Genomic DNA, 21,731 nt, shown 5'->3' with positions numbered 1-21,731 from the left:
GGGTTTTTCAGTGACCTCCATTGGAGTGCGGTTTTTTTTGTCTGAATCTTTGTTTTTATTTCGCGGATTTTGCGATGAGATTCTCTAGTTTAGATAGCAAGACTTTTATTCGTCCTGCAATTCCTTGGCCTGATATTCCTGAACGATCTCGATGGCATTATTAATCACATCACTCAGTGCTGTAATATATGTTCCTTCTTCAGCAAGGCTCATTGCGTGCTTCAGAGCATCAATCTCTTTCGGGATGATTTCGTAGCTTACGCTTTTATCCACACTCTGTATGCCTTCTATAATAAGACCGTTTATCTCTTCTTCCGTGCGCCCGCGCAGGTGCTTCTCATTCCGGATGATAATATGATCGAACATTCTCGCAGCGATTTTACCACACTCGCGGATGTCACCATCCCGCCTGTCTCCCACTCCCGAAATGATTCCGATCTTCTTGTTGGATTCCACATTTTTCAGGTAGTCTTCGATGGCTTCGTAACCCGCCGGATTGTGCGCAAAGTCTATCATCACCTTGAAGTTCTTGAATTTGAAAACGTTTAGTCTGCCCGGCGTTAGTTGTGCACTTGGGATAAACGTTGTTAGAGCCAGAGCGATATTCGGAATCTCAAAACCATAGACATAAGCCGCCAAGGATGCTGCCAGCACATTAGCAATCATAAATTTTGCTTTACCCTCCATCGTAATCGGGATGTTCTTTACTTTCTCTATCCTAATCTTCCACTCCCCTTTTTTGATGGTTACAAAACCTTCTTCAAAGACACAGGTAATCTTACCTTCTTTTGCAAACTTTTTGATATGCGGATTATTCTCATCCAAACTGAACAAGGCTACTTTTGCGCGAAGGTCGTCCGCCAGTCTCATAGAATATTCGTCATCGGCGTTCAGAACGCACCAGCCGTCATTTTTCACGCTGTCCAGAACAACTCTTTTTACTCTTGTCAGATCCTTGAGGTTATGGATGTCACTAATCCCCAGATGATCTTCCTTGATATTGGTAAGAACCCCGATATCGCAAGTTCCAAATCCTAATCCAGAACGAAGAATACCGCCTCTGGCAGTTTCCAAAATCGCAAATTCTACAGTCGGGTCTTTAAGAATAAATTCTGCGGACATTGGCCCTGTTGTATCTCCTTTTTGGAGCAGTGTATTCTGGATATAGATCCCATCCGAAGTTGTGAAACCTACTCGTTTTCCATTATTTTTAACGATATGAGCCAATAATCTGGTCGTTGTAGTTTTACCATTAGTTCCGGTGAGTGCTATAATCGGAATTCTGAATTCTTTGCCTGGCGGATAAAGCATATCTACCACTGGCGCTGCTACGTTTCTCGGCAAACCCTCACTTGGAGCAAGGTGCATCCTAAAACCAGGTGCGGCATTGACTTCCAAAATGGCGCCACCACTTTCCTTCAGAGGCTGAGTAAGATTTTCCGCCATAATATCTATTCCACATACATCCAGACCGATGATCCTGGAAATACGTTCTGCCATCTGGACATTTTCCGGGTGAACCATATCCGTTACATCTATGGAAGTACCTCCTGTTGATAAATTGGCTGTGGATTTCAGGTAAACAATTTCCCCTTTCTGTGGAACGGTTTCCAGTGTGTAGCCCAATTTTCCCAGAAGCTCATCAGTATCTTTATCTACATTAATTTCGGTGAGAACATTTTCGTGTCCGTACCCTCGTCTTGGGTCCAAATTTTCTTTATCGATGAGTTCTTGAAGATTCAGTTCGCCATCGCCTACAACATGCGCAGGAACTCGTCTAGCCGCCGCAACCATTTTGTGATTAATGACCAAAATCCTGAAATCAAAACCTGTAATATATTTTTCAACAATGACTTTTCTGGAATATTTTTGAGCGTGCTCCAAACCGATAACAGCTGTTTCATAATCTTTGACATTGATGGAAGCACCTTTTCCATGGTTTCCGTCCAGTGGTTTCAGCACCAACGGATAACCAATTTTTCTGATAACCGCTTGCAAATCTTCTTCATCTACCACTAGATCTCCTGACGGAACGGGAATCGCCGCATCTTCCAGCATCTTTTTTGTCAGCTCTTTATTACACGCAATATCTACGGCAATGCTACTGGTATTTCCGGTAATGGTAGCCTGAAATCTCTGCTGATTGATCCCATAACCAAGCTGTACCAGAGAGTTTTTTCCTAATCTGATCCAAGGAATCCTTCTGGAAGCTGCTTCATCTACAATACTTCCTGTAGATGGTCCCAGCCTTTCCCTCTCTCTAATTTCCTTAAGACTCTGAATACAAAAAATGAGGTCATAATCCGAACCTTCTATAAGGCATTGCGCTATTTTCACAGATTCTTCCGCCGCAAAAACACCTGCTTTTTCTTCGATGTAGTTAAAAACAACATTGTAAGTTCCCGGAGTTTTGGTTTCCCTCGTTCTTCCAAAACCTACATCCATACCGGCAAGTGTCTGTATTTCCAAAGCAATGTGCTCTATAACGTGTCCCATCCATGTTCCCATCTCTACACGCTTGAAAAAACCGCCTGGCGTCCCTTCAGAACATCTGTGGGAATAAAGTGAAGGAATCAGCTTTTCGATTCTTTCCCGGAAACCATCTATTTTGTTAGTAGGCTGATGCTCTATCTCTTCCAGATTGAGACGCATCTGAATCAGTTTTTTTCGTGTAATGCTCCAGATATTCGGGCCACGTAAAACTTGTATTTTTTCTATTTTCATATTTATACTCACGGATTTTTAACCTATGATTTTACAGAGAATTGCACACAGTCCGACCTGAGTGAAGCTCATTTTATTTTTGATAAAAATAAAAATAGCGGGAACGGAGGGCGGATAAAGCTGCCCAAATCTCATGCCGAATTAAAATGTAAAATCTAAGAGGCTTGCTAATTTGTAAATTCTTATTCTCTATTTTATCAAAGATAATGTAAAATCAAGAAAAATCGAAAATAATTATTGTGTTATAAAACAAATCTGTTATTGATTCTTTAGAATAATTAACAATCCATCAATCAATAAGCATTATTTTTCGGAAATAAGTCCTTAATTATTAAAAGTTTAAATCAGTTTTGTGGATTTTTAAGCGTTTAATATGAGGTTTATTCTGTAATGATTTATTATTTTTGTTAATATGAAATCAAAAGGAAAACTAGTCATCATTGGCGGCGCTGTGAACAAAGGTAGTTTTACAGAAACCAATTTCGACCAAAATGTTGAAAAAAATCTTAACTTTTTTGAACGCGGAATCCTCAGAAAGATTATTGATGAATCTAAACTAAAAGAAGATTCTGTTATTGAAGTGATTGCGACCGCATCTCAAATTCCTGACATCGTAGGTCCTGAATATAAAAAAGCATTTGAATATCTTGGTGCAAAAAATTGTAATATTCTTGATATTCAAAATCGTGAACAAGCTAATAGTGATGCGATTGTAGCGAGAGCCAATGCTGCCGACGTGGTGATGTTCACAGGTGGCGACCAACTTCGCCTAACCTCTATTCTTGGTGGAACGAGATTTCACGATGCAATTTTAACTAAATATCAAACGGAAGATTTTATCTATGCAGGAACATCTGCCGGTGCCGCTGCTGCCTCAGAGAATATGATTTATCAGGGCTCCAGCTCGGAAGCGCTTTTGAAAGGCGAAATCAAAACGACACAAGGTCTTGGTTTTATCGAAAACGTGATTATAGATACGCATTTTGTTCAAAGAGGTAGAATAGGCAGGCTTTTTCAGGCTGTTGTAAATAATCCGAGAACACTGGGTATTGGTCTTGGTGAAGATACCGGACTTTTTATACAAGATGATATTATGACTGCGATAGGTTCCGGTTTGGTTATTATGGTAGACGGATTGCAAATCAAAGATACCAACCTGACCAATGTTGAACTCGGACAACCGATTTCTATTAAAAATCTGATTGTGGATGTGCTTTCTATGAACGATACTTTTGATATGAAAACCAGAGAAATGACGATTGTTAATTCCCAATACAATCCGATTCCGCAAGTTAGTGCTGATAACTAAAAAAGAACTAATGAAAATAATCATCCACGGGGGATTTTTCTCCGAAAGTAGTCAAAGCAATGAAGTGAAATTGGCTAAACAAAACTCACTAAAGGACATTGCGAAAAAATCGTACGAATTTTTACAAGATAATTCGGCTTTTGACACGGTTGCTTATGCTGTTTCGCTTTTGGAAGATGATGAATTGTACAATGCCGGAATTGGTTCGCAAATCCAAAGTGACGGCGTTATCAGAATGAGTGCTGCGATTATGAACGGCGAAACTCAGAAAATGAGCGGCGTCATCAACATAGAAAATGTGAAAAATCCTGTTTTCGTAGCCAAGGAACTGATGAAAGAGGATGATCGTGTGCTTGGCGGAACCGGAGCGAAACAATATGCCAATCACCACGGGTTCGAAAACTTTTCAACGGAAATCCCGCAACGTAGAAAAGAATACGAAGAAAAACTAAAAAATGGCGGTAAAGGAACTGTTGGAGCTGTCGCCATTGACAAACACGGAAAACTGGCGGTTGCAACTTCAACGGGTGGAAAAGGTTTTGAAATCCCCGGAAGAATCTCTGATTCGGCGACTGTTGCAGGTAATTTTGCTAACAAATTCTGCGCGGTAAGCTGCACGGGTGTTGGCGAAGACATCGTGAGTAATGCAACTGCAGCAAAAATTGTAACCCGAGTAACCGACGGATCAACCATAGATAATGCTTTTGACAGAACCTTTGAAGAACTGAAAGAAATTGACGGTTTTGCCGGTGCCATCGGAATTGATTCTGAAGGAAATATTTTCCATCAGGATTCTTATCCGACGATGGTTTTTGCGAGTTTTGATGGAGTGGATTTTGAAGTTTTTGAATAATCTACTTTTACTAATAAACCAATAAAAAAACCGCTATCTTCCGACAGCGGTTTTTTATAATTTATAATTAACAATTCATAATTATTAATCCAGCCAACCCATTTCTTTCATCCACTCATCATTGTAGATTTTTCCTACATAACGGCTTCCGTGGTCGTGAAGCAGAACGACAATCACGTCGTCTTTGGTAAATTGGTCTTTCATCTGAACCAAAGCAGACATTGCACTTCCTGCAGAATAACCACAGAAAATACCTTCTTCTTTTGCCAGTTTTCTTGCATAGATTGCACCATCTTTATCAGTCACTTTCTCGAAATGATCGATGACGCTCATATCGTAATTCTCAGGAAGAATATCTTCTCCAATGCCTTCAGTGATGTAAGTGTACGCGTGATCCAGATGAATCTCTCCCGTCTCGTGGATTTCTTTCAAAATCGAACCATAAGTATCAACGCCAATGACTTTGATATTCGGGTTTTTCTCTTTGAAGAATGTTCCACAACCAGTTACTGTTCCGCCTGTACCGGCACCAGCTACGAAATGCGTCAATTTCCCTTCGGTCTGCTCCCAGATTTCTGGCGCTGTGCTTTCATAATGCGCTTGTCTGTTGGACAAATTATCATATTGATTCACATACCAAGCATTTTCGGTTTCTTGCGTTAATCTTTTAGCTGTAGAATAATACGAGCGCGGGTCTGTAGGCTTAACATCTGTTGGACAAACAATCACTTCTGCACCAACAGCTCGGAGGATGTCACATTTTTCTTTAGACTGCTTGGAGTTGGTTACGAAGATGCATTTATAGCCCTTCTGAATTGCAACCAGAGCAAGACCCATTCCTGTATTTCCCGAAGTCCCTTCAATAATAGTTCCGCCCGGCTTCAGCCGACCGTCTTTTTCGGCGTCTTCAATCATTTTAAGCGCCATTCTGTCCTTCACGGAATTTCCCGGATTTGTAGTTTCTACTTTTGCCAAAACCAAAGCTGGAAAATCTTCCCCTAAAACTTTGTTAAGCTTAACCAACGGTGTGTTACCGATTGTTTCTACGATATTATTGTAATATTTCATAATCTTATTTATAATTATCCTCTGGCTCTTTCCAGCAAGACCATCATCAGAAAGCTAAGAATGATTAGAAACTCATCTTCATCATCTATATCAATCAATCTTTCCAGCTGAAATCTTCTCCCTATCAACGACGGCATTTTCTTGAGCCTAAAATACGCTTTTCCTGCATTATCCATTACGGTGTATGAAGGATTCAGAAAATAACCTGTCAGCATTCCTAAAATAGGTATTTCTCCGACAAAGCTGTCAAAAACTTTGATCCAGCCATTATCTTCATTAATCTGATAAATTGGCTTGTCCTTCTCATCAATGATATCATATCTCGCTTTCCAGATAGAGCGCATTCCTTTTCTCGCCAAACTTCCGAACTTTTTACCTGTAAGCAGATCTGTCATCATATAAGATGCGTTAAAATCGATCCATTGATTCGCCTTGATGTTAAATAATTCTTTAGTTCTGCTTTCATCGCTAAAAACAATTACATCTTCCTTCAGCCTGAACATTTTCTGACGAACGTACGCAACGTAATTTCCGTTTCTGTCCGTGATGTTGAAATCGCTCGCCAATGTGGTAATTTTAAATTTAAATTCCAGCGGATAGTTGAGATTCTTTAGTATCATTCTGTTTTCTTGATTAAAAATTAGCTATACTTAATGGCTTTCAGAGGCGAAATCCTACTGATCAGGTAGCTTGGTAAAATCATAGCAATCCCGGACACAATAAAAATACCAACAGAAACAGAAATGATATATAGCGGATTAAGATCTACGGGAACCGTGCTGATAAAATAATTTTCTGGATCCAGCTTTATTATGCCTGTATATTTCTGAACCAATAGCAAACCAATTCCAATGACGTTTCCGGCAAATAAACCGGGAATCATAATCATCAAAGTGTAATTGATAAATATTGATCTGATTTGTCCGTTCGTAGCTCCGAAAGTTTTGAGAAGTCCGATGGAGTTGGTTCTTTCGATGATGAGAATAAGCAAAACCATTACGATGTTAATGACTACTACTAACAGCATAATCGTGATAATCAATGATATATTCTGGTTAAAAATATTAACCCAATCCAGAATCTGCGGATATTTTTCGGTTACTTTTTCAGCATAATTTTTATACCCGATGTATTTTTCAATTTTCGGGAAAACATCAGCAATCTGATCCGTATCTTCCAGAAAAACATCCAGTCCACCAACTTCTTTTTCGTTCATATTCAGAACTTTACGAACATGGTTGATATCTCCAATAATGTACAGATCATCCACTAATTTGATGTCCGTCTTATAAATTCCTTTAATCAGAAATTTTCTGTAAATCGGTTTCTGATCTTCTTTGGAAAAAATCGCAACAATGCTGTCACTAGTTTTTAGCGCTAAATCAGAAGCTATCTTTTCAGAAAGAATGATTTCATTATTATAACCATCTTCTTTGTAATCAGGAATTGAGCCTTGTATCATAAATGGCTCGAATCTGGACTTATCAAAGTCTTTTCCTACACCTTTCAGAATAACGCCAGCGAAGTTGTTTTCCGTTCTTAGGATTCCACTCACTGCTGCATAAGACTGCAATCCCGCAACACCAGGAACACTCTTTATAGCCTTTTTATCTAATCCATTGGTGTCTAGGACTGATGTGTTGTAAGAAGAATTAGAACGTGTGGACTTCACCGAAATATCGCCACTGAAGTTAGAAATCCTGTCCTCAATTGCTTTTTTGGAACCCAGACCTGTGGAAATGGTAATCAGCGACACAATGATGCCCAATGCAACAGAAAGCCTGCCGATATAGACAATCACCTTAGAGAGATTATTTTTGTTATCTTTGGAAAACGCTATTTTTTTAGAGAAATATAACGGAAATTTCAAATCAATGATTTTAAGCTTCAAAAATAAAACTTTAGTTTTTATCTTGCTAATTTATTTTGGATCAATACCATTTATTAAGTCCCAAAACAAATCTGAAGACTGTTTTAAAACTGCTGCAGACAGACCGGAACTTTATCTTCCGCTACTCAAAAATAAAAATGTAATTGTAGCTGCCAACCAAACGAGTCTTCTAAATAACAAAAAACATCTGGTTGATTTTTTAGTTGAAAACAATGTAAAAATCAAATCTATTTTTGCGCCCGAACACGGCTTCCGTGGAACTGCAGATGCCGGGGAACATGTTAAAAATGGAACCGACAGCAAAACTGGTTTACCAATTGTTTCCTTATATGGCGATAATAAAAAACCAAAACCAGAGTATCTGAAAGGTGCTGATGTTATTTTGTTTGATATCCAAGATGTTGGGGTAAGATTTTACACATACATTTCAACTTTGTCGTATATTATGGAAGCGGCTGCCGAAAATAATGTCGAAGTGATCGTTTTGGACAGGCCAAATCCACACGACGGCTACACAGACGGACCAATGATGCGTAATGAATGGAAAAGTTTTGTTGGGCTTCATAATGTTCCTGTAGTTTACGGGCTCACAATTGGTGAATATGGTAAAATGGTTAATGGTGAAAAGTGGTTAAAAAACGGAGCGACTGCAAAATATACGTTGATCCCGATGCTGAATTATCACAAACAAAAACGATATGGTATTTCTGATAAACCTTCGCCCAATCTTCCGAATCACAAATCGATCAATCTCTATCCAAGCCTTTGCTTTTTTGAAGGAACTCAGGTATCTGTTGGACGTGGAACGGATTTACCATTTCAAATCTATGGAAGTACGTGGACTAAGGATTTCCAGTATCAATTCACACCAAAACCAACCGAAGGCGCAAAAGATCCTTTCCTAAATGGAAAATTATGTTTTGGAGAAAACCTGAGTCAATATCCTGAAGATCTGAGAAAATTAACTCTTGAATGGATATTGAAATCTTACAAAGCTTATAAAAATCCCGCTCAGGATTTCTTTTTGAAGAATTTATTTTTTGACAAATTAGCCGGAAGCGACCAACTGAGAAAACAAATCATTGCTGGAAAATCCGAAATAGAAATCCGGGGAAGCTGGAAAAAAGAACTTGACCAATTTGAAAAGATAAGACAAAAATATATTGTCTACCCTAACTAAAAAAACCTCGCAGTTGCGAGGTTTTTGTTTATATGTAAATAAAAAGTGTTCTTATTTAAAGAAAAAAGAGAAACCAGCATTTACGCCAAATGTGTTAGTCACAGTTTTAACTTCTCCTTCTTTATTTGATGTATTAACATAAGCTAATCCTAAATCGATACCGACTGATGGTGTCACAAGATAAACAATACCTCCTTTTGCACCCCAAGCTAAACCATCCGTAGTGAATTTTGTTTCTTCATTATTGAAAGAGCTTGCAGGGAATTTAGTTGTATTCGAAAAATATCCAACACCAGCTCCTAAATAAGGCATTACCTTCGAAGCAGATTTAAAATAGTAAGTTGCTGTAGGCATTACGATAAAAGTATTAGAAGTACTCTCATAATCATATTGCTCACCTAAAAAATATTCTGTGCTTTCATTTTTAGTGGAAGTAAAACCAAAATCAAGTCCTACTGCGACATTATTAGCTACAAAATATCCAGCTGAAGGCTTAATATTAAAAGATGTAGATTTTGGTCCATCCACCGACTGCCCATTATATTTTACTTTAGAACTTGTGCTGTTAAAACCAATTGTTGTTGAACCACCAATTACCCAAGATCCTTTTTCAGTCTGAGCGTTCATAGCGCCGAAAAGTGCAACCGCACCAACTAATAATAGTTTTTTCATAGTTTATCAAATTTGAGGGTGCAAAATTATTAAATTTTCTTAAACCCACAAATTTTTATCAAAAAAAACATTATCTTTTTATTAATATCTTATATTAGTTTTCTTCTGCTATCCATTCACCGTATGAGTTTTCAGTCTCGTGAAGTTTCAGATAAGCTAACTGAACGTGAGTGGGTAATTTGGATTTTATCTTAGCAGCAATATCATAAAGCATATTTTCGCAAGTGGGCTGATATTTACAAAAAATTACTTTATGACCTTGATTTTCCAAACTTTCTCCAAGTAACTTATGTGGAGAATCGCCATTTACCAAAACGGCATGATCCCAGATATCAACAATCTCTTCTTTTACAATTTTCTTGATATCACCAAAATCTACAACCATTCCGTTTTTATGATGATCCAAATCCTTAATTGGATTTCCCTTTACAGTAACGAATAATTTATAGGAATGGCCGTGCATGTTTTTGCATTTACCATCATAATTATATAGAACGTGCGCAGTCTCGAAATTGAAAATTTTAGTAATTCTTATCATGCTGCAAAGATAATTAAAATTCAACGGAATAATTTTTGCAGAGAAACCTCTAAAACTTTATCTTTATCTCACATCCACATATAATGCGAAAAGCCCTATTCCTTCTAAGTATTTTATCCTCAGTCTGTTTTTATTCTCAAAACTTTGGTGCTATAAACGAGATTCTTGAAAAGATCGAGAACAAGTATAAAAAAATGACTGACGCTTCGGACTATACCATTAACAATAAAAAATTTGTACTACTAGAAGAATTTTCGGATCATTCTGAACGTCATATCCTTGAATTTGGAGCTGATGACAAAATAACCCTTATCGAACTGATTGATGATAAAGCGACTGGACAGACTTATTCCAACATTTTTTCTGGTGATTTTATGCGAAAGAGAAATGCAATTTCGGTCCGAGCCAACTATCTGGAAGGCAAACAAATCGCCTCTCCTATTATTTACAATTTATATCTGATGAATGCTAATAATATGTGGTATCTGAAGGACATTAATAATAGTAAAAGATGGATAGAGAACAACAAACTTATAAAGAAAAAATAATCAATTATTTTGTAAGAAAATCAATACAATATTCTACTGCAGTATTGAGTTCTTTTGGTAGCGAAGTTTCTTCCCAAGGCTCTTTTGCTCCGAAAGTATGATTGGCATTTTCAATAATTTTTAATTCCGAATTTCCGATCCATTCATGAAGTTTTTTAGAATGATCCATGCCAACAGATTCATCTGAAGAACCGTGTATAATGAGTGTCGGAATATCAATTTTCTTTGAGGCTTTTTCTACATCCAATCTTTCCTCATTATTCTTATAATCTTCAAAAAACTGGAAATAATGAGGTAATTTTTGCTTGGTTCTGGTGTTTTCCACGAAATAGACGCCATCATTTTTCCAACTTTCAAAAGCTTCATATTTCGGAAATCTGTCAAGTGTAGAAACACTCGCAAGTGTAATTAATTTTGAAATAGATTGATTTTCAGAAGTTTTTATAATAGAAATCCCACCGCCTCTGCTGTGACCTATTAAAACTATCTTGGTTGAATCAACTTCATTTTGGTTTTTAAAATGATTGATAATAATTTCTAAGTCATCCAATTCTTTGGAATAATTATTTTCTCCAAAAGCTTCCAAATCTGCAAAGTCATTTGGATTTTCAATCGTAGTTCCGTTATGTGAAAAATTGAATTTAACAAAATAAAAACCAGCATTCGCAAATTTCTCTCCCATCAACTCCCAAGCACCCCAATCTTTGTAACCTTTGTAGCCGTGAACAAAAATGATTAGAGGAAGTTTCTTGTCAGAATTTGGAAAAATTGCATCAGCTAAAAATTCTCTAGAACTTTTTAGGATTATATTTTTATGTTTGATTAAATTCATTTTCAATCTTATTTAAATAAAAAAAAGAAGTTACTAAAACTTCTTTTAATTCATTATATCGTCATCGAAAAAATCCGAGTTTCTGGCTTGTTCCTCATCATTCTTAGGTCAAAAACCATTGCTACATTTCTTGTAAAAGCTCTTCCCTTTTCTGTAATTCTGATTTGATTTTCCGAAATCTGAACCAAACCGTCAGATTCCATTTCTTTTAATTTATCAATTGCATTTTCGATTTCAGGAAATGAAGACTGCAAGTCCCAACTTGTTTCCAGCTGACACATCAGATTCAGAATATGTTTTCTAATCTTTAGATCTTCATCATCCAGAATATGACCACGGAATACCGGAATCTCGCCTTCTTCAACTATTTTCTGATATTCTTCCACAGTTTTTACATTTTGGGCAAATGCGTACCAGCTGTCCGAAATGGCAGACATGCCAAGTCCCACCATCAACTGTGTTTTGCTGGATGTGTAACCCATAAAATTACGATGCAACTTTTTCTGAACCAGCGATTGGTATAGATCATCGTGTTCCAGAGAAAAATGATCCATTCCTATTTCTATGTAACCAAGATCTTCCAAAAGTTTTTTCCCGTCTTCATAAAGCCTTCTTTTCTCATCGCCACTTGGCAGATCAGTTTCGTCGAAACCTCTTTGTCCAACACCTTTTACCCAAGGAACGTGTGCGTAGGAATAAAATGCAAGTCTGTCTGGCTTTAGTTCCAATGTTTTGCGGATGGTAAACTCCATTGCATCCCAAGTCTGGTGTGGCAAACCGAAAACCAAATCGTGGCTGATGCTTTTGTAACCTATTTCCCTGGCCCATTCGGTGACGTTTTTAACATTATCGAAGGGCTGAATTCTGTTGATAGCTTTCTGAACTTTCGGGTCATAATCTTGGACTCCGAAACTGACTCTGGTAAAACCAAGATCGAACAATGTCTGCAAATGCTCTCTCGTGGTATTATTCGGATGTCCTTCGAAACTGAATTCTTGGTCATCTGTAATTTCTACAGTATCGAAAATCCCTTGCAACAGTTTTCTGAGGTTATCCGGCGAAAAAAAAGTAGGCGTTCCGCCACCCAAATGTAATTCTTTAAGTTTTGGTTTCTCGGAAAAGAGTTCCAAGTAGAGTTTCCATTCTTTCAGAACACTTTCCAGATAGGGTATTTCTACAGAATGTTGCTTGGTAATTCTTTTGTGACAAGCACAGAAAGTACAAAGCGCCTCACAAAACGGAAGATGAATATAGATGGAAATTCCTTCTTCAGAATTGCTTTCTGAAAAGGACTTAATGACGGATTGTTTCCAAAGGTCTGACGTAAAACCAGCCTCATTCCAATAAGGAACAGTGGGATACGATGTATAACGCGGCCCCGGAATATTGTATTTATTAACTAATGAATTCATTGTTGCAAAGTTACGAAATAGAGTTTGGAAAGATTCCTGATTTGGGATGATTTTTAATCGGTCGCTTCTATTCTATTAATAGTTTGAAAAATGCTTTCTTCCGAACGGTAGTTATTTTATGGATAATCCCATAGCCCCGATTGCAATGGAAATCCTTTTTTGCGAGAGGCTATGCCGAGCAAAAAAGATTGGAATGGAAAGCGGGAAATAGCTCCTTATAAACAATTATGAATAGAAAGTAGTCTGCAACATTCTAAATATAATCAATAATTTTTTCCAAAGCAATACCACGCGATGCTTTTAGCAGTATATTTTCCTGCGTTACAGGATTATTTTGCAGATAATCAGAAAGTTCTGAAGTGTTCAGAAATGCCAAATTTGTATTAATGTTTTTGAAATTTGGGCCAACGGTAATAATATTGTCAAATCCACAAGTTTTTGCGAAGTCTAGAATATGTTGGTGTTCGGCTGCGCTTTCTTCTCCCAGTTCCAACATATCACCTATGATTATGAGCTTGGTCCCCGAAAAAGTTCTGAAGTTTTCCAAGGATGCCTGCATACTGCTGGGATTGGCATTATAGGTATCCAAAACGAGGGTTTTCCCTTCTTTTTTCTGAATCTGCGAACGCATATTGGACGGGACATACTCTTCAATAGCCTGTTTAATATCCTGAATATCTACGCCAAAATGCAAGCCTAGCGATATAGCCGCAGAGATATTATCATAATTATAGCGGCCTGTGAGATTAGAAATTATTTCCGTTTCTTTATAAACCAGTCCTACGAAATGGTCTTTGGAGAGTGGCGAAAAACTGTAAGTCGACTCTGGTGTCCCAAAAGTTATTTTATTATGATAATCTTTGGTTTTCTCTGCCTGAACCGGATCTGCACTGTTGACCAAAATAGTTTGGTTATGAGTTCTTAGATAATCATACAACTCGGATTTTCCTTTGATAACGCCTTCTACACCGCCAAAACCTTCGAGATGTGCTTTCCCAAAATTGGTAATATAACCGATATTTGGTTTTGCAATTTTACAGAGAAGCTCTATTTCCTTCTGGTGATTGGCTCCCATTTCTATGACTGCAATCTGATGTGAATTTCTGATGGAAAGAATGGTTAGTGGAACGCCAATGTGATTGTTAAGATTTCCGAAAGTGAATTGAACATTGAATTTTTTGGACAAAACTATGCTGATCAATTCTTTTGTGGTTGTCTTTCCATTGCTTCCAGTGAGTCCTATAAACGGAATTTTTAATTGATCTCTGTGATAAACAGCCAACTGTTGTAAAAAATCCAGAACTGATGGTACATAAAAGATGTTTTTTTTCGGAAAATTATAGTTTTCATCTTCTACGATAACAGCTATGGCACCATTTTCTAAAGCTTCGGAAGATTTTTCTGCTGCATTAAAAGTATCGCCGGAAAATGCAAAAAACACACTTCCCTTTTGTACTTTTCTGCTATCTATAACCGTATTGGAACTCTGCAAAAATATCTGATAAAAATCCTTAATCTTCATTCTTCAAAAGTATTAAATGAATTTGTATTAAAACAAAAAAACAGTAGAAAAAATCTACTGTTTTAAGTTTATAATGGTTGAAAAATTATCTTTTCGTACGACCACTTTTTGTATTCTTGGCATCCTGAGCAACCCTGAATCCAATCCAACCATATCCTTTTGCCTGATTTTTAAATCTTCTCTGACCCGGATCTAGCCAATATGCAGAATCTAACCAAGAACCTCCTTTTACCACTCTAACAAAATCGCTGATCTGTGTCGTGGGTTTGTTTTTGTCCTTCTGTATTACAACGCTACCATTTTTATTGACAATAAATTTAGGTTTAACAGAATTGTACATATTGTAATCTGTACTGTCACTAGGGGCTGTACCTCCAGAATCTAATGAAGACTGATAATCTCCATCTCGGTAATTTCCATTATCTGCAATCACTTTTCTTTCAAACTCACCTGGAAGACCTTTGTACACCAGACGACCATCTGCTAAAGTATCATATTTTATATCTTCATTAGTAATTTTTTTAGTTGTACCATCTTCATTTGTAACTGTTTGAACAGTTTTATTTCCTCTGTAATAATTGAAGTCACTAAATTCTTCATCTATCATTGGTCTATAAATGTCTGCAACCCATTCTGCAACGTTTCCGTACATACCATAGATTCCAAGATCATTGGATGGGTATTGTTTAACATCCGCGGTAGTTGGTGAACCATCGTTCTTCCAACCGGCTACACCGGAATAATCTCCACGTCCCATTTTAAAATTCTCAAGGTACATCCCTCTGTATTTACCTTTGGTTCCCTTCAGATTTTTTATTTCCGGAGCCTTACCGAGGTAATTATTATATTCTCTTTTCTTTTGAAGACCAAGAGCAGCAAATTCCCATTCTACTTCTGTAGGAAGTCTGAATTTTTCTACAATTCCGGAAGAACTATTTCTGTTTGCAGCAGCAATACGTTCGTTGCTTGTTTTTATACCACTTCTTTTCTTTAGTTTTTCCTTATCTACATAAGCATCCAGCTCTGCATCGTTGGATTTAAACTTATCCATGTTAAATGTAGCACCTGCAGTTGCAGCCTTATCACCAGAATAGATATCTTTTGAAATAACACCTTGTTTCATTAGTGCTCTTTCGTTTGCTCTTTCGGTAAGCCAGTCACAATATTTAGTTGCCTGCAACCAAGATACACCCACTACAGGGTAATAATCATATTCGGGAGATCTAAAATAAGTTTCTGCGTAGTCATTACGGGATAGTTTGTTATTCCAAACCAGTGTATCTGGTAAAGCACCTGAATAGATATGTTTAAAACCTGGTTCTGTAGATGGGAAAACAAACTTGAGCCAAGTTGTGTATTCTCTATATTCAGAGTTAGTGATTTCGGTATCTCCTATAAAAAAAGAGCTTACCTGCATTCTTCTTGGGGTATTGTTCCAGTCATGCATTACATTGTCTTCTACTAAACCCATCGTAAAAGTACCACCTTCCACATAAACCATTCCTGGCCATGCTTTAGGCTTTTGTTGTTTACCAGAGAAGAACCAACCATCTTTTTCGTTAGGCTTCCAGCCGGTTTTACTTACAAAACCTTTTGTTCCGCCGCCTTTTTTAGTGTTGCCACCTCCACCGCAGCTTATTAAAAGTAGTGTACTGCTAAAAGTAATTATCGAAAACAACCTTATTTTTTTCATAATCTGATATAGAAATTTTCAAAGTACAAAGAAAAAGCAAATTCTTTAATTAATCAAATATTGTTTATCTTTTTTTGATAGAACGCAATTAAATTATTTTTATTATATATCATTTTTTTAAAAAAATCGTTTATTTTGTAATCCTAAAAATTAGTCCAGTTGATGAAATTTAAATTTTACCTCATAGCCTTTACGCTGTTTACTGCATTATATTCTGCCCAAAAGATTAATCTAGAATGGGGATCTACAACTGAGATGGACTATGGTACGGAAAAAATAATTTATCCATCTTTCAGTAATAATGGTTTTCAAATAGATGCTAACTCGCTCTATGCCAATATTAAAGTTAAAACTGACAATATTATAAATATTGATCAGGCACAATGGCAAGAAATACCTACAAAGGAAGTTTATGGACTTAAAATTAATTCAATCTCCTCAACCTTTAAATATTACATTGATTATTATTTTGATGAGACTGAAAAAAAACAATCAGCTAGAATTAAAGTCGAAGCGGTAAAAGCAGAAAAGAACAGGATATACAGACTGGTTTCTTTTGTTATTAATCAAACGAACAAATCTATTCCTGTCAACAGAGGAAGCAATAGATACGGTACAAGTGAAAATCCATTGAAATCCGGAACTTTCTACAAAATAAAGGTCGATAAATCTGGAGTTTTTAAAATCACAAAACAATTTTTACAGCAAAACGGAATCAATCCTAGCAAGGTTAATCCCAAAAACTTCAGAATCTATGGAAATGGTGGATTAATGCTTCCTGAATACAATAATGATATGCGTTATAATGCGCTTCAGGAAAACGCCATACAAGTAGTTGGTGAGGATGATGGTGTTTGGAACGATAATGATTTTGCTATCTTTTATGCTCAGGGTCCAAATGGCTATAATCTGTTTAATCTAAACAATGGTGCAGGAAAGAAAAGAACCGAATACAGAAATGACACGTCTAATAACGTTGTCAATATTTATGAAGATTATGCTTACTATTTCATCAATTTCGATATAGGACCCGGAAAAAGAATACAAACCGTAGATAGCACTCTTCCAACGGAACTTATAACCCGATATGACGATTATCAATATATCAATGAAGAAAAATTTAACCTTTCGAAATTAGGCAGAACGTGGACAGGAGATGTAATCGCAGGTTCCAAGGATGTTATTTTCAACACAAAATCTCCACTGGATGCAGATGATATCATACGGATCAAAACACAGGTAGTAGCTTTTAATGCACAATCTGCAAAAATCTCTATTGACGTCAATGGAGAGAAATACAATGGAGAACTTTCTGCAAATGCTGAAAGTTATGTTCCTCTTTCCTATGAAACCGCACTGTTAAACCAGACCGGAACAAGCATAAAGTTTTCCTACACCACAAATAATAGCGCCAATCCAAATGCGTCCTTTTATTTTGATTATGCAGAGGTACAATATAAGCAAGATCTTAATTTCAATGGCTCACAGATGAACTTTAGAGATTTTGACATTGCGACAGGATCTGGTGCAGTTTATGGTTTTTCTGTTAAAAATACTTCTGATCTGGAACAGATATGGGATGTTTCTGACATTACGAATGCAAAAAAACTAACCAACAAAAGCGGACAAAATTCTGTTTTCAGTTTTGGCTATGCAGCAAATAATCCGTTTTTTAATAATGAATTTGCCGCATTCAAAAGTTCAGCTGCTTTCGAACCCGGGTTTGTAGGAAGAATTGACAATCAGGATCTTGCTTCCCTCAAAAATGTTGATTATCTGATGATAACACAACCTACTTATGCAGCACAAGCCGAAAGACTTGCCTCTTACCATCGTTCAAAAAACGGATTTAATGTCCAGGTTGTTGACATTAATAAAATCTACAACGAATTCAGTAGCGGAAGTAAAGACATCACTGCCATCCGAGATTTTATTACGAAACTAAATACACCGGCAGGTTCTTTGAAATACGTTTTCCTTTTAGGAGACACCTCTTATGATTTCAAAAACCGAATTGCTAATAATACAGACATAATTCCAAGCTACCAAAGCGAGTATAGCTCAGATGTAAAGTCATCGTATGTCACGGATGATTATTTCGTAATGACAAAATATCCGCAGACTTCAAAATATATAACCAATATGCTTCCAGATTTACCAATTGGAAGATTACCGGCAGACAGTCCGCAGGAAGCAAAAATATTGATTGATAAGACGCTAGCGTATTATAATGCATTACCAGGCCAGTCCAACCCATTTGGAGAATGGCGTATGAAAATGGATTTCGTTGCCGATGATGACTTTGACGGCAGTGGCCCAGATAATATAAAACCCCCGTTTCATTATCTTATAGAGAATGCTATTAATCAAAATTTCACAAGTACAAATAGACCAGAATATAATATTAGAAAATTATACCTCGATGCTTTTCCTGCTGTTACCAGTGCCGGCGGACAGAGATATCCACAAGTAAACCAAGCGATTACAAATGCTGTTGGCAACAGTTTATATTTATTTTATTTTGGCCACGGTGGTATTAACGGATGGGCTCAGGAAAGGATTTTAACATCAACAGAGATACAAGGTTTTAATAATTACTCCGCAGTTTACAGCAGATTCCCGTTGGTGTCCACCATTACCTGCGAATTTACGTTATGGGATGAACCCAGCACCAATTCTGCCGGTGAGCAGATGATAAAGCTTAAAACAGGGGGCGCTTCTACAATGATCACTTCCAGCAGAGCTATTTCTGTAGATTATGGAAGAAAATTCACACCACTTCTCACCAATAAACTCTTTGAGCTCGTCAATGATGATTTTGTAAGACTTGGAGATGCCTATCTTTCGGCAAAATACCAGCACAATACCGTTTATCAGACCTATTCAGTGCCGGATCACCTTCGGGTCAACTTTTTAGGTGATCCTGCAATGAAAATAAGCAGACCAAAAAGACAATTAGCAATTGACAACATACAGACACCTGTGCCTAACCAGATAAGAGCATTAGATTTTGTAAAAATTACGGGTCGCGTATTAAAGGCTGATGGCACTACAACAGATAATACATTCAAAGGTCGTGTCGTTATCAATATTTTTGATAAGAAAATTGAGAAAACCACATTGAATAATGATAATGTTTCTCAAATGAGTGACAAAATGAAGTATACCGAGGAGCCAAGCGCTATTGTAAAAGCATCCGGAAAAGTTGAGAACGGACTTTACACCGTAGAATTCTATGTTCCAAAGGACATTAATTATACTGTTGGATCAGGTAGAATCCTTGCCTACGCAGAAAACTTTATTGATGCTAAAACAAACGCTTATGATGTGTTTACAAATCAAACACAGACAGTTGGCGGCATCAATCCTGATGGCATTAATGATTCTGAGCCGCCTGCGGTTAATCTTTATATGAACAATATCAATTTTGCTAACGGAGGCATTACAAATCAGAATCCAATGCTTCTTGCCTGCGTGCGAGATAATATGGGAATTAATTCTACAGGAGCCGGAATTGGTCACGATATTACTTTCATCCTGGATGGCGATGTGGTCAATACAACATCCGTCAATGATTATTTTTCTTCCGGTGACGGTAATGGATGCAGCTCTGAGCTCAATGACTATCAAAAAGGCTCGGTTACATTCCCTTTCAGAAATCTGACTCCTGGTGAGCATCAGCTGACTTTTAAAGTTTGGGATATCAACAATAATTCTACAACCTCTACGTTAAATTTTGTAGTAAAAGACGAATCAGAAAAAAAATTGATAGTTAATAGACTTTTGAACTGGCCAAATCCTTTTACAAATAAAACGTATATTCAGTTTGAACACAATTGCGATGATGTTTTGGACGTTAATGTTCAGATCTATACGATTACTGGTAAAATAGTAAGAACATTATCAACAACTGTGGCTGCGGAAAATTTCCTTCAGGGTTTCAGAACACCAAGACAGGCAATTGAATGGGACGGAAAAGATGATTTTGGAGATACAGTAGCTAAAGGCACATATATTTTTAAGATATTTGCAAGAAGTCAAAACCAGGAAAAGTGTTCAGGTGGTGCTACTGCAGTTGAAAAAATGGTTTTATTAAAATAAAAAATGAATATATTGGTAAAATTTACCTTAAAAGAAAAAAAATGAATTTAACAAAATTATTTTTAGGATTAGGAATTGGCGTTAGTGCTTTTGCTTTCTCTCAGAGTAACAATACTGTTTTAACAGGAGCCCCGTTTCTGAGAATATCTCCAGACGCTAGAGCTGGCGGGATGGGAGATCAGGGTGTGGTGACGTCTACTGATGTTTTTTCTCAGTTTTGGAATGCCGCAAAATACCCTTTTGCAAAAGTATCGTCGGGAGTTGGAGTTAACTACACTCCATATATGAGTAAGCTTACAAACGATGTTTTCTTATTATACGGATCTTTCTACACTTTTCTCGGAGACGATGAGCGATCTACCCTAAGTGCAAGTTTATATTATTTTAATATGGGCGAAGTTTCACTTACGGATATAAAAGCCGGAACAATTATAGACAATGGTACTGTAAAACCTAATGAATTCTCTATAGATCTTGCTTACGGTTTAAAATTATCAGACAACTACTCTATGGCTGTAACTGGTAGATTTATCCGTTCAGATTTCGGGAGTTTTAATTCAGACAGCAACTTCAAAGCTGCCAATACTTTTGCAGTAGATGTATCTGGATATTTTGTTTCTCCTAAACACGAGAGTATCAGTGGATACGAAGGACGTGTGAAAGCAGGTTGGGCGGTACAAAATATCGGTCCGAAGTTAGATTATACAGGTGATGAAAACTCCAGATCTTACCTTCCGACTATGGCAAGGTTAGGTATCGGTTACGATTTGTTGATTGATGACATGAACCGTTTCAGCCTCAGTGGTGAAGCGTCTAAAATACTAGTTCCAGCACCAGATAGTGATACACAGTTAATTCCAAATGTGGGTCCCATTGAAGGCATCGGCAAATCATTCAGTAACAAAAAAAGTATTATGTTCAGTGGGGCGGCAGAATATTCTTATGATGACACATTTGCTATTAGAACGGGGTACTTTGCAGAATCTCCTGAACAAGGCGCAAGACAATACGCCACTGTGGGTGTAGGATTCAAATACGCATCTTTTGGTCTGGATCTTTCATATCTTATTAATACTTCAAAGATCAATACAGCACTTGACAATACGTTGAGATTTGGCTTAACTTGGAACATCGGAAGTGAGACTTATAACGCTACAGATTATTAACATTTGATTTATTAACTATATTTTAAAGAATCCGTCTCACAACTGAGGCGGATTTTTTTTTGGTTATTATTGAGGGTTTTCGTATATTTATATCTGATAATCAGAAAGTTGTTTATGAATTTTAAGCATTACAATCAAAATCAGTTGGTTTTGTTTCCTTATAGTTTTGAGGATTTGATTCCCGAAAATCATCCTGTTCGGATCGTTAATGATATTTTGGAG

At 37.0% G+C, this 21,731-nt stretch carries 16 protein-coding genes; 6 read left to right on the top strand and 10 right to left on the bottom strand.

Features of this window, described 5'->3' with window-relative positions; all coding sequences use genetic code 11:
* Window positions 1-105: 105 nt before the first annotated feature.
* Complete coding sequence (gene cphA / locus EGH73_RS06810) at window positions 106-2,724, bottom strand: cyanophycin synthetase (protein WP_123281226.1); 2,619 nt, start codon at window positions 2,722-2,724, stop codon at window positions 106-108.
* Between the two features lie 412 nt (window positions 2,725-3,136).
* On the opposite strand from cphA, the gene EGH73_RS06805 reads away from it, so the two are divergent.
* Window positions 3,137-4,033 carry a cyanophycinase gene (locus tag EGH73_RS06805; protein ID WP_123281225.1) on the top strand — a complete coding sequence of 299 codons (897 nt, stop codon included), beginning with the start codon at window positions 3,137-3,139 and terminating at the stop codon, window positions 4,031-4,033.
* A gap of 10 nt (window positions 4,034-4,043) precedes the next feature.
* On the top strand, window positions 4,044-4,886 hold the full coding sequence (locus EGH73_RS06800) for an isoaspartyl peptidase/L-asparaginase (protein WP_089769982.1): 843 nt from the start codon (window positions 4,044-4,046) through the stop codon (window positions 4,884-4,886).
* A gap of 84 nt (window positions 4,887-4,970) precedes the next feature.
* On the opposite strand, the gene EGH73_RS06795 is transcribed toward EGH73_RS06800, so the two are convergent.
* Genes EGH73_RS06795 through EGH73_RS06785 form a run of 3 tightly spaced genes read right to left on the bottom strand, consistent with a single transcriptional unit; the run spans window position 4,971 to window position 7,824 of the window.
* On the bottom strand, window positions 4,971-5,954 hold the full coding sequence (locus EGH73_RS06795; RefSeq protein ID WP_089769983.1) for a PLP-dependent cysteine synthase family protein: 984 nt from the start codon (window positions 5,952-5,954) through the stop codon (window positions 4,971-4,973).
* Window positions 5,955-5,968: 14 nt separating this feature from the next.
* Window positions 5,969-6,574, bottom strand: coding sequence for an LURP-one-related/scramblase family protein (locus EGH73_RS06790; RefSeq protein ID WP_123281224.1), 606 nt, complete (start codon window positions 6,572-6,574; stop codon window positions 5,969-5,971).
* A gap of 20 nt (window positions 6,575-6,594) precedes the next feature.
* A complete protein-coding gene (locus EGH73_RS06785; protein ID WP_089769985.1) occupies window positions 6,595-7,824 on the bottom strand; it encodes an ABC transporter permease in 1,230 nt (409 codons plus the stop codon).
* Between the two features lie 4 nt (window positions 7,825-7,828).
* Between EGH73_RS06785 and EGH73_RS06780 the strand changes: the two genes are divergently transcribed.
* The gene (locus tag EGH73_RS06780; RefSeq protein WP_123281227.1) at window positions 7,829-9,025 is read left to right on the top strand and encodes an exo-beta-N-acetylmuramidase NamZ family protein; all 1,197 of its coding nucleotides are present in this window, start codon (window positions 7,829-7,831) and stop codon (window positions 9,023-9,025) included.
* 51 nt (window positions 9,026-9,076) lie between these two features.
* Here the strand turns inward: EGH73_RS06780 and EGH73_RS06775 are convergent, their stop codons facing one another.
* Both EGH73_RS06775 and EGH73_RS06770 read right to left on the bottom strand, forming a co-directional pair.
* A complete protein-coding gene (locus EGH73_RS06775; RefSeq protein WP_123281223.1) occupies window positions 9,077-9,697 on the bottom strand; it encodes an OmpW family outer membrane protein in 621 nt (206 codons plus the stop codon).
* Window positions 9,698-9,791: 94 nt separating this feature from the next.
* Window positions 9,792-10,235, bottom strand: a complete 444-nt coding sequence (locus tag EGH73_RS06770; protein WP_123281222.1) for a 6-pyruvoyl trahydropterin synthase family protein — start codon at window positions 10,233-10,235, stop codon at window positions 9,792-9,794.
* 83 nt (window positions 10,236-10,318) lie between these two features.
* On the opposite strand from EGH73_RS06770, the gene EGH73_RS06765 reads away from it, so the two are divergent.
* On the top strand, window positions 10,319-10,783 hold the full coding sequence (locus EGH73_RS06765; protein WP_123281221.1) for a hypothetical protein: 465 nt from the start codon (window positions 10,319-10,321) through the stop codon (window positions 10,781-10,783).
* Between the two features lie 4 nt (window positions 10,784-10,787).
* Here the strand turns inward: EGH73_RS06765 and EGH73_RS06760 are convergent, their stop codons facing one another.
* The 4 genes from EGH73_RS06760 to gldJ all read right to left on the bottom strand — a co-directional run bounded on the left by EGH73_RS06760 (window position 10,788) and on the right by gldJ (window position 16,242).
* Entirely contained in the window at window positions 10,788-11,615 is an 828-nt protein-coding gene (locus EGH73_RS06760; protein ID WP_123281220.1) for an alpha/beta hydrolase family protein, read from the bottom strand.
* A 53-nt stretch (window positions 11,616-11,668) separates the two neighbouring features.
* On the bottom strand, window positions 11,669-13,027 hold the full coding sequence (hemN, locus tag EGH73_RS06755) for an oxygen-independent coproporphyrinogen III oxidase (protein WP_123281219.1): 1,359 nt from the start codon (window positions 13,025-13,027) through the stop codon (window positions 11,669-11,671).
* 253 nt (window positions 13,028-13,280) lie between these two features.
* A complete protein-coding gene (locus EGH73_RS06750) occupies window positions 13,281-14,549 on the bottom strand; it encodes a UDP-N-acetylmuramoyl-tripeptide--D-alanyl-D-alanine ligase (protein ID WP_123281218.1) in 1,269 nt (422 codons plus the stop codon).
* Window positions 14,550-14,634: 85 nt separating this feature from the next.
* Window positions 14,635-16,242, bottom strand: coding sequence for a gliding motility lipoprotein GldJ (gene gldJ / locus EGH73_RS06745; RefSeq protein ID WP_089769992.1), 1,608 nt, complete (start codon window positions 16,240-16,242; stop codon window positions 14,635-14,637).
* A 162-nt stretch (window positions 16,243-16,404) separates the two neighbouring features.
* Here gldJ and porU point away from each other — a divergent pair, with 162 nt between their 5' ends.
* Both porU and porV read left to right on the top strand, forming a co-directional pair.
* Window positions 16,405-20,343: a type IX secretion system sortase PorU gene (gene porU / locus EGH73_RS06740; protein ID WP_123281217.1), complete on the top strand. Its 3,939-nt coding sequence runs from the start codon at window positions 16,405-16,407 to the stop codon at window positions 20,341-20,343.
* A gap of 41 nt (window positions 20,344-20,384) precedes the next feature.
* Complete coding sequence (gene porV / locus EGH73_RS06735; protein WP_123281216.1) at window positions 20,385-21,509, top strand: type IX secretion system outer membrane channel protein PorV; 1,125 nt, start codon at window positions 20,385-20,387, stop codon at window positions 21,507-21,509.
* The last annotated feature ends 222 nt before the right edge of the window (window positions 21,510-21,731 follow it).

The sequence above is a fragment of the Epilithonimonas hominis genome, from assembly GCF_003730015.1.
GTDB classification, from domain to species: domain Bacteria; phylum Bacteroidota; class Bacteroidia; order Flavobacteriales; family Weeksellaceae; genus Epilithonimonas; species Epilithonimonas hominis.
This window is presented reverse-complemented; position numbering and strand designations above follow the sequence as displayed.

What these genes read in the sequence shown, in the direction of transcription:
- cphA (WP_123281226.1), bottom strand. Translation starts at nt 2,724, where the DNA reads ATGAAAATAGAAAAAATACAAGTTTTACGTGGCCCGAATATCTGGAGC.
- EGH73_RS06805 (WP_123281225.1), top strand. Translation starts at nt 3,137, where the DNA reads ATGAAATCAAAAGGAAAACTAGTCATCATTGGCGGCGCTGTGAACAAA.
- EGH73_RS06800 (WP_089769982.1), top strand. Translation starts at nt 4,044, where the DNA reads ATGAAAATAATCATCCACGGGGGATTTTTCTCCGAAAGTAGTCAAAGC.
- EGH73_RS06795 (WP_089769983.1), bottom strand. Translation starts at nt 5,954, where the DNA reads ATGAAATATTACAATAATATCGTAGAAACAATCGGTAACACACCGTTG.
- EGH73_RS06790 (WP_123281224.1), bottom strand. Translation starts at nt 6,574, where the DNA reads ATGATACTAAAGAATCTCAACTATCCGCTGGAATTTAAATTTAAAATT.
- EGH73_RS06780 (WP_123281227.1), top strand. Translation starts at nt 7,829, where the DNA reads ATGATTTTAAGCTTCAAAAATAAAACTTTAGTTTTTATCTTGCTAATT.
- EGH73_RS06775 (WP_123281223.1), bottom strand. Translation starts at nt 9,697, where the DNA reads ATGAAAAAACTATTATTAGTTGGTGCGGTTGCACTTTTCGGCGCTATG.
- EGH73_RS06770 (WP_123281222.1), bottom strand. Translation starts at nt 10,235, where the DNA reads ATGATAAGAATTACTAAAATTTTCAATTTCGAGACTGCGCACGTTCTA.
- EGH73_RS06765 (WP_123281221.1), top strand. Translation starts at nt 10,319, where the DNA reads ATGCGAAAAGCCCTATTCCTTCTAAGTATTTTATCCTCAGTCTGTTTT.
- EGH73_RS06760 (WP_123281220.1), bottom strand. Translation starts at nt 11,615, where the DNA reads ATGAATTTAATCAAACATAAAAATATAATCCTAAAAAGTTCTAGAGAA.
- hemN (WP_123281219.1), bottom strand. Translation starts at nt 13,027, where the DNA reads ATGAATTCATTAGTTAATAAATACAATATTCCGGGGCCGCGTTATACA.
- EGH73_RS06750 (WP_123281218.1), bottom strand. Translation starts at nt 14,549, where the DNA reads ATGAAGATTAAGGATTTTTATCAGATATTTTTGCAGAGTTCCAATACG.
- gldJ (WP_089769992.1), bottom strand. Translation starts at nt 16,242, where the DNA reads ATGAAAAAAATAAGGTTGTTTTCGATAATTACTTTTAGCAGTACACTA.
- porU (WP_123281217.1), top strand. Translation starts at nt 16,405, where the DNA reads ATGAAATTTAAATTTTACCTCATAGCCTTTACGCTGTTTACTGCATTA.
- porV (WP_123281216.1), top strand. Translation starts at nt 20,385, where the DNA reads ATGAATTTAACAAAATTATTTTTAGGATTAGGAATTGGCGTTAGTGCT.